This is a genomic window from Sphingomonas arantia, assembly GCF_042682045.1.
Taxonomy (GTDB): Bacteria; Pseudomonadota; Alphaproteobacteria; order Sphingomonadales; family Sphingomonadaceae; genus Sphingomonas_R; species Sphingomonas_R arantia.
This window is the reverse complement of record NZ_JBHUGS010000002.1, coordinates 565,158-584,210: the sequence shown is the minus strand read 5'-3', so window position 1 is coordinate 584,210 and position 19,053 is coordinate 565,158. Positions and strand designations below refer to the sequence as shown.

Here is a 19,053-nt window from a genome sequence, read left to right as displayed (position 1 = left end):
AGGACAGCGGGCGGGGCGGGGGTCAGGCGGTGACACCCCGCCCGTCGATCCGCACGACCGGCACGAATCCGCCAGCGGGTCGTGCAGGTAGATCGAGATGGAGGCCCGCCGCGTCCTGCCGATGACGGACCGGCCCGCCGCCGAGCAGGGTGACGCGGCCGATGTTCGCGTTCCACCGCCCGGCGGCGAGTGACGTGACGGTCGCGGTTTCCGTCGGCCATTTTAGAAACAGCAGGTAGAGCGCGCCTCTGTTGGTGGTGAAGCGCACGTCGCGCGGGGTGAACGGCTTGGCCGCGCCCTCGTTCTGCATGCCGGCGGTCAGCACGGTCGGCCCTTCGCCGAAACTGCGCCACGGCCGGGAGCCGAAGATCGCTTCGCCGTTGATCGCGATCCAGCCAGCCATCCGGTCGAGGATCCGCTCCTCCTCCGCATCGATCGATCCGTTATTGGGTTGCGGCACGGACAGCAGCAGATTGCCGTTCTTCGACACCACGTCGGCCAGCCGCTGCACGACGTCCTCGGCGGTCTTGTAGCTTTTGTCGTTCAGCCGCGCGACGTTGTAGAACCAGTCGCCGAGACAGGTGTCGGTCTGCCATGGCTCCTCCCACAGATGGTCGGAGAAGCCGCGCTCGACATCCTGCACCATGCCGAATCGCTGGTGCGGTTGCAGCTGCTTTCCGGTCAGCACGACGTCGATCTTCCCGTGCCAATCGATCGAGCGGTTATAATAGTCCGCGGCCGCCTGCAGCCCTACCGGACCGAATGGCAGCCCGTAGTCGTCGAGATAGCAGAGGTCGGGTTTGTATTTCGTGATCAGGTCGGTCTGGCGCAGCAGCCAGTTGGCGACATAGGCCTGGCCGCGCGGGCCGGGCGGTGCGGTTTCGATCCATTGGCCGTCATGCACGTCATGCCACCGGTTCATCGCGGCCACGCTGTCGATCCCGTCGGGCATCGCGGCATAGGGCCCGTTGTACAGGGCTTGCGGATCGAGCCCGTCCCACCACAGGCCGCGGCCGTCCGCCCGGGTCAGCCGCGACGCGTCGTAGCGCACGCCCTTCATCGGCCCGGTCGGGTCATAGCCATAGGCCGTCTGGTACCAGTGCCAGCTGTGCGCGCCATGATTGGACACGCCGAATTTCAGCCCGGCGCGGCGCGCGGCCTTTTCCCAGATGCCGACCACGTCCTTCTCCGGCCCGACCCGCACGGAATTCCACGGATGATAGCGGCTGTCGAAGCAGTCGAGATTGTCGTGATGGTTGGCGAGCGCGACGAAATATCTGGCGCCGACCTTCTTGTACCGCTCGATCAGCGCGTCCGGGTCCCAACGGTCCGCGGTCCAGCGGTGCATGATGTCCTTCATGCCGGTCCGCGACGGATGGCCGTAGGTCTTCAGGTGATGGTCGTACATCGGGTGACCCTGCATGTACATGAAACGCCCGTACCAATCGCCCTGTTCGGGCACGGACTGCGGCCCCCAATGCGACCACAGGCCGAGCTTCGCATCGCGAAACCAGTCCGGATAGCGGTAGTTCGACACCAGTGACGGCCAGCTCGGTTGTACGGGTCCGCGCGCGACGCCCATGGGGCTTTGCGCGAGCGCCGTGCGGGCCAGTCCGAGTGCAGCGGCACCGGCGAGAAAGGATCTGCGCTGCATCTCAGCGTCCGCCCAGCGTCTTCGCGATCGCCGCCAGCGCGACGGGGCGCATCGCCGCGTAGCCGGCGGGGGTCGGGTGGACGCCGTCGCTGGCCAGCCCCGGCTTCATCGCGCCCGCAGGCGTGGCGAGCACGGGATGATAGTCGACATAGGTGAAGCCGTTCCGCCGCGCATAGTCCGCCAGGCGGCGGTTGAGCGCCGCGATCTGCGGCACCGGGCGCGTCTGCGGGCTCCAGCGGAATGCGGCGGCCGGCGGGATCGACGCGATGATGACCTTGATGCCGTGCGCCTTCGCCAGCTCCGCCATCGTCGCGATATTGCCTTCCACCGTCTCGATAGTGGCGGCGCCGGTCGACCCGCCGATGTCGTTGGTTCCAGCCATGATGTGAACCGCGGCGGGGCGGAGCGCGAGGACGTCCTGGCGGAAGCGGACCAGCATCTGCGGCGTGGTCTGCCCGCTGATCCCGCGATCCACCAGTCCGCCGGTGAAGAATGCGGGGTCGGCCCCGATCCAGCTGTCCGTGATCGAATCACCGATGAAGACGACCCGCACCGCCGCGCCCGATGCGGCCAGGCGGGCATTGTCCGCGCGGTACCGGCACAGCTGGCCGAAGTCGCGGGTCAGCAGATGAAGGTTCCACATCTGCCAGCCGCCGGAATTGTCGATGGTACGGCCCGGCGGGCAGGGGTCCGCAACTATGCCGACGGGGTCGTTCACATAAGGGTCGCCCGGCACGTTCGTCTGCGCCGAGGCAGGCGCGGCGAGCGAGGCCAATGCCAAACACAATCCGTACGTCGATGTCTTCCGCATGCTCGTCCTTTCGATGATCGTGCCGGGTGAGGCGCGTTCCGCTTTCATGGCCACCCTCATGGTCGGTCGAGCAGTTCGACGCCGTAGGGCGCCAGCGGCAGCGTCCCGGAAAAGCGCTGTCCGCTGAGCAGGCCCTTCGCGGTGCCGGCGATCGTCACCGTCGCTGGCACGTTGGCGGTGTTCACATACAGCGTCCGTCCGTCCACCACCCGCGCGGAGACGGTTTCGGGCGTCTTCGGTCCGGGCGTGATCCCGAGGGATGGATAGAGCGATCGGATGAGCGGGCCGATCAGCCCGGGCTGGGCCGCCGTGGCAAGGTAGATCGCGCGCCCCTTGCCGTAGCGGTTCACCGTGATCGCCGGGCTCTTCTCGGGCGTGTTCTCGAACAGCGCCAGCGTCTTGGCAGTGTCGGGTTCGAGGACCTCGTAATAGGGATCGCTGCCCTCCCGCAGCTGGCCGTCGAACCGGACCCGCAACGGCTGTTCGGCGCGGTAGAAGGCATTGGTCCGCACGCCGAACACGTCGGTCAGGCGCCCGGGCAGGGGGGTGTCGAACCATTTGCCGGTCTCGTCCGCCTTGGCGGAATAGCCCGTCATGATCACCGTCCCGCCGTTCGCGACATAGCGCCGGACGGCGTCGCCGGTCGCCTTGTCCATCAGATACGCGCTCGACAGCACGACCAGCTTGTATCGGTCGATCGGATCGTGGCCGATGTCGATGACGGCCGCGTCGATATTGTCGCGGTGGAACGGCGCATAGGCGGCCTTTACCTGATCGGTGTAGTTGCCCTTGAAATATTCCTGCATCGTGTTGGGGCCGGGGGGCGGACTGGTCAGCCAGCTCGTCTCGAACGAGTAATGGACCGCGACCTGCGGTGGCGCGTCGCGGGGAAAGCCCATGGCCTGGAGCGTCCTGAACTCGCGCGCGATGCGGCCGAACTCGGCGACTTTCCAGGACGGGCGGCCGTCATGATCGACGAGGCCGAACAGCGACTGTTCCTCCCCGCCGATATGCGAATTGAACGTCCAGGCCAGCACCGTCTGCGCATAATGGAGCAAACCGAAATAGGCCCACATGCGCGAACGGCCGGGCGTGCCGTAGTTGCCGCCGCCGCCCGCGACGAATTCGTTGAACCAGACCGGCGTCTGGTGCGCGGCGCGGTTCATCATCACTTCGAAACCGGCGCCCAGCGGATCGCCCGGATAGAAGCCCTGCGCGCCGTAGGTCGAGATTTTTTCCCACGATCGGAGATAGTCGAACCCCTTGGTCCAGGCGGTCGGCCAGAAATTCGATGCCACCGGCAGGTTGGGGGCGAACCGCTTGCGCACCGCCTCCAGCTCGGTGAGCGCGCCGATCGTATCGTCCGACCAGAAACGCCGCAGATCGAGATAGCGTTCGTTCGGACCGGGGCCGCGCATATAGGGCAGGTCGACCTGATCCCAGCTGTTGATCCGGCGCGACCAGCGCTGCGTCGCCCAGGCGGTATTGAGTGCGGCGATCGAGCCATATTTCTTCTGCAGCCAGACGACGAACCGCGCGCGGTCCGCAGGCGAGTAGGACACCTGGCCGTTGCCGATCTCGTTATCGTAACCGATCGCGATCACTGCCGGATTGCGGGCGTAGCGTTGCAGCATCCGCTCGGCCAGGCGGGCGGCCAGCCGGCGATAGTCCGGGTCGGCGATATTGTCCCAGTAACGCGTCGCGGCGTTCAGCCGGACGCCGTCCTGGTTGACGATATCGACGCCGGGATAGCGCTTGTGCAGCCAGATCGGTGCCGGCTGGCCGGGAATATCGACGATGACCCGGATGCCCGCGGCGTGCATCTGGCGCAGCACGTCGTCGAACCAGCCGAACTCGAAACGCCCCTCCTCGGGTTCGAACGAGTCCCAGGACAGGTCGCCCATGCGGACCATGTTGAACCCCGCACCCTTCATGATCGCGATATCCTGGCGGATCTGTTCGGGGGATCGATCGACCGGTTGATAGCAGGTGCCGACGAACAACTGCCCCTTGCCCGGCCATTCGGGGTGGCCGACCGCGCTCTGCGCCGCCGCCGGTTGCGGGGCGGCGATCGCGACCAGCAGGGAGGACAGCGCCAACGCCAGGACGGTGCGGGAGGACGGGGTGCCGGTCGGGTTCATGGGGCGGACTTTCCTGGAAGCGTGGCGGGCAGGCGGGAGGATGCGGGGCGGGGCGTCAGGCATAGGAGATGCGGAAGGCGCTGGCGTGCCGGGTGGGCAGCGTCGGCGGCACGGCGATCATCAGGCCCTGCGCGGTCTGGCGGAAGTCGATCAGTCCGGCGTGGCCCAGCAGCGCGACGTGGCGGATCGGACGGGGTTCGTGCCGGTTCCGCGCGGCGAGCGTCGCGATCGTCAGCGTGCCGGACGGTTCGCCCAGCACGATCGCGAACAGGTCGTCGCCGCGCGTCGTGAACCGCACGTCGCGCGGCGTATAGTCACCCTTCTCCGCGAACATGCCGGCCGCCGTTTCGGTCGGCCCTTCGCCGTAAATCTTCCAGGGGCGGGTTCCGTGGATCGCCGCACCGTTCACCGCCATCCAGTCCGCCAGTTCGGTGAGCAGCAGTTCGGACTGCGGCGGCAGGCTGCCGTCCGGGTCCATGACGATGTTGAGCAGCAGATTGCCGTTCTTGCTGACGATGTCCGCCAGCATCGTCACGACCTGCGTCGTGGTCTTGTACGGGTGCGCCGCGTTGTAGAACCAGTCGCCGTTGGACGTGTCGGTCTGCCACGGCAGGGGATTGATCCCGGCCAGGACGCCGCGTTCTACATCCTGCACGGCCGCGCCGCGGTGGAAGCTGCCGGTTCCGTTGTCCTTGCACGTGTAGACCGCGTCGAGCCGCCCCGAGCGCCGGATGCTGCCGTTGTAGAGGTGCGCGACAAGGGTGCGCCCGACGACACCGAACGGCAGGCCGCCGTCGGAATAGAGCAGGTCCGGCTGGCAGCTGTCGACCAGATCGCGGATCCGATCGAACCAGCGCGCATGAAAATCGGCGTTGACGGTGTACCAGGACGCCGGCGTGTTGCGGTAGGGTTCGTCGCGGTTCCGGTGGTACAGATCGGCATAAGCGGGATCCGCGCCGTCATAGGCGACGCCGAGTTTCGGCCAGAACTGATCGTAGAGGTGGTTCGGGTACCACCAGCAATAGCTTGCAGCCAGATGTTCGGAGACGCCGAAGCGCAGTCCGCGGCGCGTCGCGGCGGTTTTCCAGGCGCCGACGATGTCGCGCTTCGGCCCCACCGCGACAGCGTTCCAGCGGTGATGCCGCGATCGCCACAGATCGAAATTATCGTGATGCACGCCCATCGCGACGAAATAGCGCGCACCGGCCGCGGCGAACCGGGTCATCAGCGCATCGGGATCGAACCGCTTCGCCGTCCAGAGCGGCAGGATATCCTTGTACCCGAATGTCGATGGGTGGCCGTAGGTCTTGACGTGATGATCGTAATGCGGGTGCCCGGGCACGTACATGAAACGCGCATACCAGTCGCCCTGACGCGCCACCGCCTGCGGCCCCCAATGCGCCCAGATGCCGAACTTGGCATCGCGAAACCAGTCGGGAACGCGGTAGGTTTCGAGCGAGGCGACCGATGCGTCGAAGCGCCCCGGCGGGATCGCGGGCGCCGGGCGGGGCGATGCGGTGGCGGACGACAGGCCCGCCGCACCCAGCAGCGGCGCCGCCAGGATCTCCCGCTTCGTGAAATCGGCCATCCCGTCCCCCCTCCCGGTTCCTGCGTCCTAGTTCGGATTGCCGACCGGGATGACGGGACTCCCCTTGTAGCTGCCGAGCTTCACATGAAGCACCTGCGGTCGGCCGGTGAAATTGAGACCATAGTCGGTCTGATCGCCGTTCAGGACGCGGTCGAACACCCAGCCGCCCTGCGCGTCGTAATGGCCTTCCTCGATCCGATCGTACAGCATCGACCGGCCGCTGTTCGTGTCGGCCAGCGCGAAGGTGACGCGCGTGTCGAAGCCGGCGACGAGATATTCGTCGGGGCCGATCTCGGCAATGGCCAGGCCGCCGGTCGGTTGCGGGTTGCCGGTCGGCTTGTCGACGCCGAACTGGTACTGACCGAACGTCGCGGTGGCGCGGTACTTGCCCAGCTCCATCACCTGGCGGTGCTCGGCCTTGGGATCGGTCGGTTCGGCGACGCCCCAGGTCTTGCCCGCAAAGGCCAGCCGCGCCCAGTGCCGCATCATTGGGGCGAACATGCGGTAGTTGCGCGCGAACAGATCGAGCGTCGCGGCGTCCAGCGTGCGCGCGCCCAGCGGGAAGTTGTAGTAGCCGGTATCGTCCATGCCGAACGGCGCAAAGCCGATCCCGCCCTTGCCGACGACCGGATAGAAATAGCGCGCGAACTCCGCCGCATTGCCGGTTTCGGGGACCATCAGCGCGTTGTCCGGCCGCCCGTAGAGCCGCAGATATTCGAGATAGGGGCCCTGGTCGCGCGCATAGATATCCGGCGCGACCAGATCGATCGACGGTGCGGCCGCCTTGTACACGTCGATGACGTGGTGGACGGGGCCGCCGCTTGCGTAACTATTGGCCGGCTGCCGACCGAACGCGGCGGCCAGCGCGGCGTTGACGTACATCGGCAGGGGCTTCACGGCCTTACCGGCCGCCGCGATCTCGTCGATATAATGCGCGACCGACCAGGCGTGGAAAAATTCGTCGGCGTCGGCACCGAACACGGTCTTCCAGTTGCCCGGACGCTTCCCGAACCTGGTCAGCAACGCCCGCGGCACCGGGCCGTCGAACGCCTTTTGCGCGACGGGCGAGAAGTCTCGGACGCTGCCGTACGTCCCGGCCTCGTTTTCAGGTTGGACCATGATGACGGTATTCTGCGGATCGGCGAGCTTCAGATGCTCCATCAGCTTGACGAAGGCGCGCTTGTCCGCCTCCAGCGTGGCACGATAATGCGGCGACAGCGCATAATGCGTCTCGCCCTTGGCATTCGTCATGCGGGGGAAGCGCTTGTTGTCCAGCTTGACCCAGGACGGGGCGTAGTTGGGCGATGTGTTCTTCCACGTCGCGAACCATAGGAGAACCAGCCGCACATTGTTCTGCCGCGCTTCGACCAGCAACCGGTCGAGGAACGAAAAGTCGAACTGCCCTTCCTTGCGCTCCACCTGTTCCCACGCGATCGGCACCTCGACCGTATTGGCGTGCATCGCCCGGATGGTCGGCCAGACCTGCGGCAGCATTGCGGGGTAGTTGCTCGAATTGTTGACCTGCGCCCCCAGCATGAGCCACGGCGCGCCATCGACCATCAACGCGTGACGCCCGTCGCGGGTGACCAGCGTGGGGATCGGGTTGCTGGGCTGCGCAGACGCGGAGCCGGCCAGCAGCCCGGCCGCGATCAGGCAGGTCATGCCCCGGAACAGGCGGTGCATCATTGTCGATATCCTCTGGTAAGCCGGACGGTACGGGGGTTCATTGTTCGACGAACACGATGCCGCCCAGCCCGGACGGAGCGCGGCCGTCGCTTTCGAGCAGGAGGGTGACGACGCGCTCCCCCTGGCCCGCCGGCAGCGGCACGGTGATGGTTTCCGACGCGAAACCGGTCTTGGTGGCCAGCCGCCGGCCGTCGACCCAGACCTCGCCGCGCCCGACGACGCCCCTGAACCGGATGCGGCCGCCGCGCGCCTGCACCGGGCGGTGCGGCGTGAACCGGGCGCGCAGGACGCTCCAAGTCCCCGTGCCTTGCGCGGGCTGGATCTCGCCGGCGCGCACGAATAGCCAGCTGTTCATGTCGTTGTCCGCCAGGACGATGTCGGGCGATGGTTTCGCGGCAGATAGGGGCGACTGGCGCCAGTCCGGTATCATCTGGGTCGCAGGGGTGACCGGCACGAACGGCCGCGGCGGCGTCGCGAGCAACCGAACGGTGCTGCGCGCAGCGCGCAACCCGGTCGCGTCGGCACGGAGCGTCAAGGCACGTGCATCGCCGCCATCGGCCCGCACGATGACCTGTGCCAGCCCGTTGAACAGGCGGCGGCGGTTGCCCTGTTCCGGTTCGTGGCTGACGGGGTCGCCGTTGCCCAGTCCGATGATGCGACCGCCGTTGACGGCGAAAGTGACATCGAGGTTGCTCGTCGGCACATGGCGTCCGCGGGCGTCGACCGCATCGATGGTGAACGGCTGCACATCCTCGCCGTCGGCCGCCATCGTGCGGCGGTCGGGCGTGACCCGGAGCGCGACCGGCGCACCCGTCGTCTCGACGACGCTGCGCGCGACTTCACGGCCGCCGCGATATCCGATCGCCTCCAGCCGGCCCGGCGCATAGGGGACCGACCAGACCGGCATGGTGTAGCGATCGACCGTCCGTTGGCCGACCGGCCGCCCGTTGAGCGTCAGTCGGACTGACTCGACGTTGGTCAGCGCCATGACGCGGACCGGCTGCCCCTCGCGCCCCGGCCAGTTCCAGTGCGGCATCAGATCGAGCAGCGGGACATCGTCGATCCACTGCGCGCGGTGGAGGTAGAAGGCCATCTTGGGAAAGCCGCAGAGGTCCATGATCCCGAAATAGCTGCTCGCCGACGGCCATTCGAACGGCGACGGCTCACCGTGGTAGTCGAACCCCGTCCAGACGAATGCGCCAGCCACGAACGGCCGTTCGGCGATCGATTTCCACCCGTCGCGGTGGGTGCTGCCCCAATCCGCCGGTTCCTCGTCGTAGGACGACATGACCTGCGCGGCGCGATCGGTCGTCCACGCGCCGCGCGTCATGAACGCGCTGGTATCCTCCGAACTGGTCAACGGCAGCGTCGGATTGGCGGCGTGGAACCGGTCATATTGGTCGCGCTGATAATTGAAGCCGACGACGTCGACCGCCTGGCTGACGTTGACGGGTGCGAACATCCCGCCGTTCATGGCCGCGGTGACCGGGCGGCTGTCGTCGAGTGCCTTCACCACGGCGGACATCCGCCGGACCATCTCGTACCCGGCGGGGGTGCCTTGCATCGGTTCTTCGTTGAACACCGACCACATGAAGACGCTCGGCCGGTTCCGGTCGCGCCGGACCAGCCATTCCAGCTGCTTCATATAGTCGGGACTGGTGTTGAAGTTGCGGTTCTCGCTCATCACCAGGAAGCCCAGACGGTCGCAGGCGTCGAGCACCTCGGTCGCGATCGCGGCGTGCGCGAAACGGATCGCGTTGCAGCCGAGCGCCTTCAGCCGGCGCAGCCGCCAGTCCCACAACGCATCCGGCACGGCGACCCCCACGCCAGCATGATCCTGGTGATTGCAGGTGCCCTTGATCTTCACGGGACGGTCGTTGAGGTGAAAGCCGGTGGCCGCATCGAAGCGCAGCGTGCGAAACCCGATGCGGAGCGTGCGTTCGTCCGCGACCCGGCCGTCGCGCACCAGCCTGGTTCGCACGCTGTAGAGCGTCGGCATCTCGACCGACCACAGCCGCGGTGCAGGGACCGCGATCGACAGGGTGGCGAGCGTCGTCTTCAACGGATCGGCCGTGGCGGGAACGCGTGCGGTGCCGACCGTGCGCCCGTCGGGATCCAGCAGCGTCGCCTCGACGATCGTGGCTGCCGCCGCCTTGCCGACATTGCCGAGCGTCACGGTGACCGGCACCGTCCACGATCCGTCCGGCGCGCGGAGCGGGTCGGCATGGATGCCGTCGGTGGCGATATGCGTCGCGTCGCGGCGGACCAGCCAGACATGCCGGTACAGTCCCGCGCCCTCGTACCACCAGCCTTCCATCGACTGCGCATCGACCCGCACGACGATGCTGTTCAGGTCGTCGCCGTAGCGGGCAAGGTCGGTGATATCGATGTAGACCGAGGTGTAGCCGCTCCAGTTGTGCGCGACGACCGATCCGTTGAACCAGATCGTCGCGTTGGTCGCGATGCCGCCGAACTGCAGTTCCAGATAGCCGCCACGGTCGGCAGGATCGAGCCGGAGCGCACGCCGGTACCAGCCAAATCCACGCCGGCGATAGCCTTGCGAGACGTTGGCGGTTTCCTCGAACGGCATCGCCGCGGCCCAGTCGTGCGGCAGGTCGATTTCGGGCCAGTCCGAATCGTCATACTGCATGGCGGCGGCGCCCTGCGCCTGGCCGGCCTTGGCGGCGTTATAGGACCAGCCGTGACCGCGGATCTCGGGCATCGCGATATCGCCGAGATGGAAACGCCAGCCGCGGTCGAGCAGCAGACGGTGAGGATCTTCGACATGCGCTCTCGGCGGCAACGTGTCGCGGGGCGCGGGCATCGGTAGCGCGCCGGCCAGCGCGGGGGCCTCCGTCGTATAACCCAGTGCGCCGGCCACCGGCGCAACGACGCTCGCCGCAACCCCGGTCCGCAGCAACGTTCGTCGGTCGAGCGCGCTTCCGCTCCGCAGCCCGGTCATTCCACATCCTCCCCTTCGGTGCGGCGGCACTTGAACATGCTCGTTACGCAGGATTTCAATATGTACGACTAATGTAAAGCCGTACAGCGCGCGACCCCCGCCGGTGCGGGCCGGGCCGCTGCCCCATTCGCCGTGGCACCTGGCGGTGGTCGTTCCACCGGCGAAAGGTTGTTGCGGGATTGTTGCTGCGCTGTTACCGCGCGCTTCGCGGAATGCACAAAGTGCGCCGCGGGCCCGTACGGCCGTGTTCACTAAGGGGGGATGACAGAAATGCGCGCGATCCAGCAGCTTGTTTTGAAACGCCAGTTTCGGACGCAGACCGGCGTATCGCTGATCGCGTTGCTTGCCGCCGGATACAGCACGGGCGCCGCAGCGCAGGCGGAGGTCCAGGCGATCGCGCCGAATGCGACCCAGGCCGCCGCGCCAAGCAAGGACGTCGGTGAACCGGCCGCGGATCAGACCGGCGGCGACACCGTCGTCGTGACCGGACGCCGTGCCGCGCTGGAAGCTGCGGTCGAGCGCAAGCGGCGCAGCGAGACGATCGTCGACTCCGTCGTGGCCGACGATGCCGGCAAATTGCCCGACAATTCGATCACCGAAGTGTTGCAACGCGTCTCGGGCGTGTCGATCGTGCGTTTCGCCGCGCTGGGCGATCCGGATCACTTCTCGGTCCAGGGTTCCGGCGTGCAGGTGCGCGGTCTGACCGGTGTCGCGTCGCGCCTGAACGGGCGCGAAATCTTCAGCGCGAACAACGGTCGCGCGATCCTCTGGAGCGACGTGACGCCCGAGCTGATGGCCGCGGTCGATGTCTACAAGGCGTCGACGGCCGACCTGATCGAAGGCGGCACGGGCGGGCAGATCGATCTTCGGACGAAGATGCCATTCGATTTTAACGGCAAGTTCCACGTCGCCGGCACGGGCGAGCTGAGCCTGGGCGACATGGCGAACAAGGCCGATCCGATGGGTTCGGTCCTGGTGACGGATTCGTTCGACACGCCGATCGGCCGCATCGGGTTGCTGGCGGACGTGGCGTACAGCCAGTTCAGCTCGCTGTCGCAGTTCATCCGCACCGAACCCTATTTCAAGACGCGTATCGGCGACACCGACCGTTATATTCCGGGCGGGTTCACCTATGGCGACGAAGCGTTCCAGTACCGCCGCAACGGCATCTACGGCGCGGCGCAGTGGGCGCCATCGGACAGCCTGACGTTCACGGGCAGCTTCTTCCAGTCGAAGTACAAGAGCCAGTCGAGTGACTATGGCGCGCAGGTTTCGTCCCAGACGCTGGCCGTCGATCCGGCCAACAGCACGTTCGATTCGAACGGCCTGCTGCTGAAGACGGACTCGCTGTTCAACCGCGACACCGCGACGTTCCTGCCCGGCGGGCAGGTGACTAGCAGCGGGAACAAGGGCTTCGTCGAAAGCAACACGCGGACTCGCGACTATTCGCTGTCGTTCGCATGGGCGCCGCAGGATGGCCCCTTGACGCTGAAGGGCGCGATCCAGCGGGTCGATTCACGCCAGATCTACGATCGGATCGATATCTTCCGCGAAGTCAGCTTCGGCTCGGGGTTCGGGATGGACCTGACCGGTGGGTTGCCGCAGATCAGCGTCAGCCCGGCAACCCAGGCATCGTTCGCCGATCCGTCGAACTATTTCTGGTCTGCATCGATGCCGCATAACGAGCGGAACAAGGGGCGGCTCGACACGGCGCAGCTCGATGCCGAATATAAGTTCGATTCGAGCTTCTTCCGATCGGTGAAGATCGGTGGACGCTATGCCGAGCGGACCGAGCGCGATCTGCAGAACGGCTATAACTGGGCCGCACTCGGCCGCGGTTGGAACGGCGATCCGCAGCTGACCTATGCCAATGCCGCGCCGGGCGATGTCGCGCTCCACGCGTTCAAGGACTTCTTCCGCGGCGAAACGCTGCTGCCGGGCAATCTCCTGTTCGCCAGCGAGGAACTGGCTGACCGGTTCAACGTCGACCGGACCGGCCTCGTCACGCCGCCGCCGGCGGGTTTCTGCCCGGCCGGAACGGAGTTCAACTGTTCGGCGTCGGGTCCGCTGGCGCAGACCGGTTATGGCGGCCTGTCCGGCATCCGCGCACCGGGGTTCATCCTGCCGGGTGACCAGGTCGATAACCGCACGCAGAACCTGGCCGGCTATGCGCTCGTCCGGTTCGGGCCGCAGGGCGACGGCAACGGTGTGTCCGGCAACGTCGGTGTCCGCGTCGTCAACATCAAGAACGAGGGCAACGGCTTCATCCAGCAGAACGGCAACACGTTCATCCGCGACGGCCAGACCGTGACGCTGGGAACGCAGTTCGTCGCGCGCGGCGGAAAGGCGGAATTCACCCGCGCGCTGCCGTCGATCAACGTGGTCTATGCGCCGTCGAACCAGGTCAAGCTGCGCGCCGGCTACAATATCACGATGGACCTGCCGAGCTTCAACGCGCTGCGCGCGTCCGGATCGGTCGGTGTGGCGACAACCGCAAGCCCGGTGCAGGGTCAGCCCGGCACGTTCACGAACTTCACCGCCGAAACCGGCAATCCGTTGCTCAAGCCGACGATTTCGAACAACTTCGACCTGTCGTTCGAATATTATGGCCCGCGCGGCGTGACGTTCCACATCGCGCCGTTCTACAAGCGGCTGACCGATCTGCCGATCTTCTCGCTGACGACGCGACAGGTGCAGGTCGTGTTCTCTGACGGCCGGTCGGAAACCGTGAGTGCGGCGGCATCCGACTACATCAACGCCGACAAGGCGGCGACGGTGAAGGGCGTCGAAGTGGGCGGTCGCTTCTTCCTCGACATGTTCGAAGGGCCGATCAGCGGTCTCGGGTTCGAGGGGAACTACACGTATATCGAAAGCAAGAACCCCGGCGACGTCTACCGCGACATCAACGGCACGATCCGCAACGACGCGCCGCTGGTCGGGCTGTCGAAGCACAACGCCAACGCGGCGTTGTTGTACGAACGCAATCCCTTCTCGCTGCGCATCGCCTATTCCTGGCGGTCGAAATATCTCCAGTCGACCAACAGCAACGGCACGAACCCGACCTACGCCTATTTCTCGGCTCCGGGTGTCTCCACGGCGACCCAGATCGCGCTGCCGGTCTACAGCGACTCCTACGGGACGCTCGACGCCGGTATTCGCTTCAAGGTCACCAAGAACTTCTCGTTCGGTGTCCAGGGGACGAACCTGACGGCGGCGACGGCGAAGACGCTGATGGGCGGCTATCCCGGCGGCAAGCTGGTCGGGCGCAGCTGGTTCCAGAGCGATCGCCGGATCAGCACGGGCATCAACCTGGCTTTCTGATACACCGGCGGCCGGGCTCCACCGCGATCGGAATCACTCCGGTCGCGGTGGCCATGCCGGACCGACGACGGCGGGGAGTGGGGGGAATGAGACAGCGCATCCTGATCGTCGGTGGCGGGACGGCCGGTTGGCTGACCGCGGGTTACCTTGCCAAGCGGTTGAGCGCCGATCTGCCGGGCGGCGTCGCGATCACGCTGGTGGAATCGCGCGACATCGGCGTGCTGGGTGTCGGCGAGGGGACGTTCCCCACGATCCGCCGGACGCTGGCCACGATTGGCATCGACGAGGCGGAACTGGTCCGCCGATGCGGCGCGACGTTCAAGCAGGGCATCAAGTTCGCCAACTGGCGTCATGTGCCGGGCGAGGGTGCGAGCGACCATTATCTGCACCCGTTCCAGGTCGCCGACCAGAGCAGCGGGCTCGAACTGCTTCCCTACTGGCTGATCGGCGCGGGCGGCTCCGAAGGCTGGGACACGGTCGCGACGCCGCAGAAGAAGGCGGCCGACGCCTGGCGCGCGCCGAAGCTGGCGAGCCATGCCGACTATGTCGGGCCGCTCAGCTATGCGTTCCATTTCGACGCGATCGCGCTGGCCGGCTTGTTGCGCGAACAGGGGATCGCGAACGGCGTCCGTCATCTGGTCGATACCGTGACGGAGGTCATGCTCGACGCCGATGGCGCGATCGGCGGCGTGCGGACCGAGCAGCACGGCATGCTGGACGCCGACCTGTATATCGACTGCACCGGGTTCCGCGCCGAGTTGATCGGCAAGGCGATGGGCATGCCGTTTCGGTCGTGCCGCGACACGCTGTTCTGCAACCGCGCGGTGACCGCACAGCTGCCCTATCCGGACCCGAACGCACCGATCGCGTCCTATACCATCTCGACGGCGCAGCAGGACGGCTGGACGTGGGACATCGGTCTCGCGGCACGGCGCGGGATCGGGCACGTCTACTCGTCGGACCATAGCGACGACGAGACGGCCGAGCGCGTCCTGCGCGCGTATTTGGGCCCGGCGGGCGCGGAGGCCGAGGTGCGGCGGTTCAAGTTCGACGCCGGCTACCGCGAGATCAGCTGGCACAAGAATTGTGTCGCGGTCGGTTTGTCGAGCGGGTTCTTCGAGCCGCTCGAGGCGACGGGGATCGCCTTTGCCGAGGTGGCCGCCGGGTTGATCGCCAACCTGTTCCCGTGGGGCGGCGATCATGAGACGTCGGCACGCCAGTTCAACGCGGCGCTGCGCCGCCGGTACGAACGCGCGCTGGATTTCATCAAACTGCATTATTGCCTGTCCGAACGGCGCGACACGGACTTCTGGCGAGACAATGTCGCCGCCGCGTCGATCCCCGACAGCTTGCAGGAGATGCTGGACCGCTGGCGGTTCCGCTGGCCGAACGAGCTGGATATCGACCCGCGGACGGACATCTTCACCGAGCATAGCTGGCAATATGTGCTGTACGGCATGGGGTGGAAGACCGACCTGACCGCCCGGGCCGGCGCGCTGCGCTACCATGAGGATGCCCGCCGCGCATTTGCCGAGGTGTGCCAGCAGGCGCAGTTCGCGATCCGGAACCTGCCGAGCAATCGCGACCTCGTGCAGTATGCGCAGCGCGGACGGTTCGGCACGCAGGCGGCGGCGTGACCGGCGCGGCAACAGCCCCGATCCGCAAGGTGGTGATCGTCGGTGGCGGCACCGCGGGGTGGATGACCGCCGCGGCATTGTCGCGCGCCGTCTCCCCGGACGTGTCGGTCACGTTGATCGAGTCGGAGGAGATCGGCACGGTTGGCGTCGGCGAAGCGACGATCCCCTCGCTGCTCGACTTCAACCGCATCATCGGCATCGACGAGGATGCGTTCGTCCGCGCGACCCAGGCGACGTTCAAACTGGGGATCCGGTTCCGCGACTGGGGGCGGATCGGCGAGGATTATCTGCACCCGTTCGGCACGCATGGGCGCGACGTGGCCGGTGTGTCGTTCCACCAATTGTGGTTGCGTGCGGCCGCGCGCGGGGAGGCGGGAACGCCCGGCCCGATCGGCGAGTATTGCCTGTCCCACGTCGCGGCCCGACTGGGGCGCTTCAATCGGCCGGTCGCGGACCCGTCGGCCGTGCTGTCGACCTTGTCCTACGCGTTCCATTTCGACGCCGGCCTCTATGCCGCCTATTTGCGCACGCTATCGGAAGCCGCCGGGGCGACGCGTATCGAGGGACGCATCGCCGGCGTCGTGCGCAACGCCGAAACGGGTTTCATCGACGCGGTGACACTGGCCGATGGTCGCCGGGTGGACGGCGAGCTGTTCGTCGATTGCAGCGGCTTCCGCTCATTGTTGCTGGGCGATGCGCTGGAGGTGCCGTTCACCAGCTGGCAGCACTGGCTGCCGTGCGACCGTGCCTGGGCGGTCCCGAGCACGCGGCAGGGGCCGCTGACCCCCTACACGCGCGCCACCGCGGACCGGGCGGGCTGGCGGTGGCGCATCCCGCTGCAACATCGCGTCGGGAACGGGCATGTCTATTCGAGCGCGCATAGCGACGACGAAACCGCGGTCCGTGCGCTGCTCGACGGGCTGGAGGGAACGCCGCTTGCGGAACCGCGCCAGTTGCGGTTCGTGGCGGGCCGGCGCGAACGGTTGTGGGAGAAGAACTGCGTCGCGATCGGGTTGGCCGGCGGTTTCCTGGAACCGCTGGAATCGACCAGCATCCACCTGATCCAGTCCGGTATCACGCGATTGATGAGCCTGTTTCCCGACCGATCGTTCAATCCGGTCGAGGTCGCCGAGTATAACCGGCTGCTGTTGCGCGAATATGATCAGGTGCGGGACTTCATCATCCTGCATTACCACGCGACGACGCGCAGCGATTCAGCCTTCTGGGATCATTGCCGCACCATGGCGCTTCCGACGTCGCTCGCCGACAAGCTGGCGCTCTGGGCCGGCAATGCCAGGCTGTTCCGCGAGGCCGGCGAGCTGTTCACGCCGGATAGCTGGATCGCGGTGCTGCTGGGGCAGGGGCAGCGTCCGAGCGGTTACGATCCGCTGGTCGCTGCACTGCCGGTCGGGGAGGCGGCCGCCTTCCTGGCGCATCTGCGCGATGTAATCGGCCGGACGGCCGCCGCGATGCCGACGCACGAGACCTTCATCGCGCAGCATTGCGCCGCGCCCGCGCTCCAGACCGCGTGATCCAGTTGGGAAGAACTATGACGCGTCCGCTCTCGCTCACTCTGGCCGCGTCGTTGGTGACGACCGCCATGATCGCCGTGCCGCATGCCGGGGCCGCGGCGGCCGTGGCGCGCCCCGCCGAACGCGTGATCGATATCGATGTGCGAAAGGCGGGCGCCCCGATGGACCAGTCGTTCCGGCTGTCGGTCGGTTCCGACTATGCCGGGACGCTGATCCGCCCGGACAGCATGGCGCAGCTCGATACCGCGGTGAAGGAGCTGGGTTTCGAGTATGTCCGCTTCCACGCGATCTTCCACGACGATCTGAAGACGGTGCGCGTGGAGAATGGCCGGACGATCTACGACTGGACGAAGATCGATCAGCTGATCGACGGGCTTCTGGCGCGCAAGATCAAGCCGTTCGTGGAACTGGGGTTCACCCCGAACGCGATGGCCACGTCACCGCAGACGATCTTCTACTGGAAGGGCAACACGTCGCATCCGGAGCCGAAGGCGTGGGCGGCACTGGTCGACGCGTTCGTGCGCCACCTGCGCCAGCGTTACGGCGAGGTGGAGGTGCGCAGCTGGTTCTTCGAGGTGTGGAACGAGCCCAATCTGGACGGTTTCTGGGAAAAGGCGGACCAGAAGGCGTATTTCGAACTGTACGAGTCGAGCGCGCGGACGATCAAGGCGATCGACCCGCAGCTGCGCGTCGGTGGGCCGTCCACGGCAGGGGCGGCGTGGGTGCCGGAACTGCTGGACTATGTGTCGCGGCGCAACGTCCCGATCGATTTCCTGACCACCCACACCTACGGCGTCGACGGCGGTTTCCTGGACGAGAAGGGGCAGGACGACAACAAGCTGTCGACCAATCCCGATGCGGTCACCGCGGACGTGCGCAAGGTGCGCGCGCAGATCGACGCGACGGCCTATCGCGGGCGACCGCTCTATTTCACGGAATGGAGCGCCAGCTACAATCCGCGCGATCCGGTCCACGACAGCTATATCAGCGCGGCCTATATCCTGGGCAAGCTGCGCGCGACCCGCGGCATCGCGCAGGGTATGAGCTACTGGACGTATAGCGACCTGTTCGAGGAAGCCGGCGTGCCGCCGACGTCGTTCCACGGCGGGTTCGGGCTGATGAACCGCGAGGGGATCCGCAAGGCCAGCTGGTTCGCGTACAAATATCTGAACCAGCTGCGCGGCCGCGAGATCGCGACCGGCGACGGTGAAGCGCTGGCGACGACGGGGGACGGCGGGACCAGCGTGCTGCTGTGGGCATGGCGCCTGCCGGCACAGTCCATCAGCAACCGGCCGTTCTTTACAAAGGTGCTGCCGACCACCACGCTGGCGCCCGCGCAGCTGCGGCTGTCGGGACTGGCGCCGGGCACTTACCGCGTGACGCTGCGCCGGACCGGTTTCAAGGCCAACGACGCGCATACTCGCTACCTCGAGATGGGGTCGCCGAAGGATCCCACGCCGGTCCAGGTCGCGGAATTGCAGGCGCTGACCCGCGATCTGCCGGAATCGACGCAGACCGTTCGGGTCGGCCGCGACGGGCGGTACGCGGTGCGCGTGCCGATGCGCGCCAACGATGTCGTGCTCGCAACCGTCGAGCGGACGGACGCGACACCGCGATGACCACTGTTCCGGGGCCGCGCGCCGTGGCACGGATTGCATGAACCGCCGCGACGCCCGGGGGCCGGTCCTGAACGGCCGTGGCGCGCATGATCGAGGGGAACG

Annotated in this window: 10 protein-coding genes; 4 read left to right on the top strand and 6 right to left on the bottom strand. The window is 66.8% G+C overall.

Annotated features, from left to right (window positions below):
• Positions 1-22: 22 nt before the first annotated feature.
• Genes ACFSGX_RS08415 through galA form a run of 6 tightly spaced genes read right to left on the bottom strand, consistent with a single transcriptional unit; the run spans position 23 to position 10,842 of the window.
• Entirely contained in the window at positions 23-1,654 is a 1,632-nt protein-coding gene (locus ACFSGX_RS08415) for an alpha-L-fucosidase (protein WP_380929048.1), read from the bottom strand.
• A 1-nt stretch (position 1,655) separates the two neighbouring features.
• On the bottom strand, positions 1,656-2,465 hold the full coding sequence (locus ACFSGX_RS08410) for an SGNH/GDSL hydrolase family protein (protein WP_380929047.1): 810 nt from the start codon (positions 2,463-2,465) through the stop codon (positions 1,656-1,658).
• Between the two features lie 56 nt (positions 2,466-2,521).
• Positions 2,522-4,606 carry a beta-galactosidase gene (locus ACFSGX_RS08405; RefSeq protein ID WP_380929045.1) on the bottom strand — a complete coding sequence of 695 codons (2,085 nt, stop codon included), beginning with the start codon at positions 4,604-4,606 and terminating at the stop codon, positions 2,522-2,524.
• A gap of 55 nt (positions 4,607-4,661) precedes the next feature.
• The gene (locus tag ACFSGX_RS08400) at positions 4,662-6,194 is read right to left on the bottom strand and encodes an alpha-L-fucosidase (RefSeq protein WP_380929044.1); all 1,533 of its coding nucleotides are present in this window, start codon (positions 6,192-6,194) and stop codon (positions 4,662-4,664) included.
• 27 nt (positions 6,195-6,221) lie between these two features.
• Positions 6,222-7,877 carry a DUF5597 domain-containing protein gene (locus ACFSGX_RS08395; RefSeq protein ID WP_380930015.1) on the bottom strand — a complete coding sequence of 552 codons (1,656 nt, stop codon included), beginning with the start codon at positions 7,875-7,877 and terminating at the stop codon, positions 6,222-6,224.
• A 40-nt stretch (positions 7,878-7,917) separates the two neighbouring features.
• A complete protein-coding gene (gene galA, locus ACFSGX_RS08390) occupies positions 7,918-10,842 on the bottom strand; it encodes a beta-galactosidase GalA (protein WP_380929042.1) in 2,925 nt (974 codons plus the stop codon).
• A 270-nt stretch (positions 10,843-11,112) separates the two neighbouring features.
• On the opposite strand from galA, the gene ACFSGX_RS08385 reads away from it, so the two are divergent.
• From ACFSGX_RS08385 to ACFSGX_RS08370, 4 genes are all read left to right on the top strand, one after another.
• The gene (locus tag ACFSGX_RS08385; RefSeq protein WP_380929041.1) at positions 11,113-14,163 is read left to right on the top strand and encodes a TonB-dependent receptor; all 3,051 of its coding nucleotides are present in this window, start codon (positions 11,113-11,115) and stop codon (positions 14,161-14,163) included.
• A gap of 86 nt (positions 14,164-14,249) precedes the next feature.
• The gene (locus ACFSGX_RS08380) at positions 14,250-15,800 is read left to right on the top strand and encodes a tryptophan halogenase family protein (protein WP_380929040.1); all 1,551 of its coding nucleotides are present in this window, start codon (positions 14,250-14,252) and stop codon (positions 15,798-15,800) included.
• Entirely contained in the window at positions 15,797-17,332 is a 1,536-nt protein-coding gene (locus ACFSGX_RS08375) for a tryptophan halogenase family protein (RefSeq protein ID WP_380929038.1), read from the top strand. Before ACFSGX_RS08380 ends, ACFSGX_RS08375 begins: the two co-directional genes overlap by 4 nt.
• A gap of 17 nt (positions 17,333-17,349) precedes the next feature.
• Entirely contained in the window at positions 17,350-18,951 is a 1,602-nt protein-coding gene (locus tag ACFSGX_RS08370; RefSeq protein ID WP_380929036.1) for a GH39 family glycosyl hydrolase, read from the top strand.
• Positions 18,952-19,053: the final 102 nt, after the last annotated feature.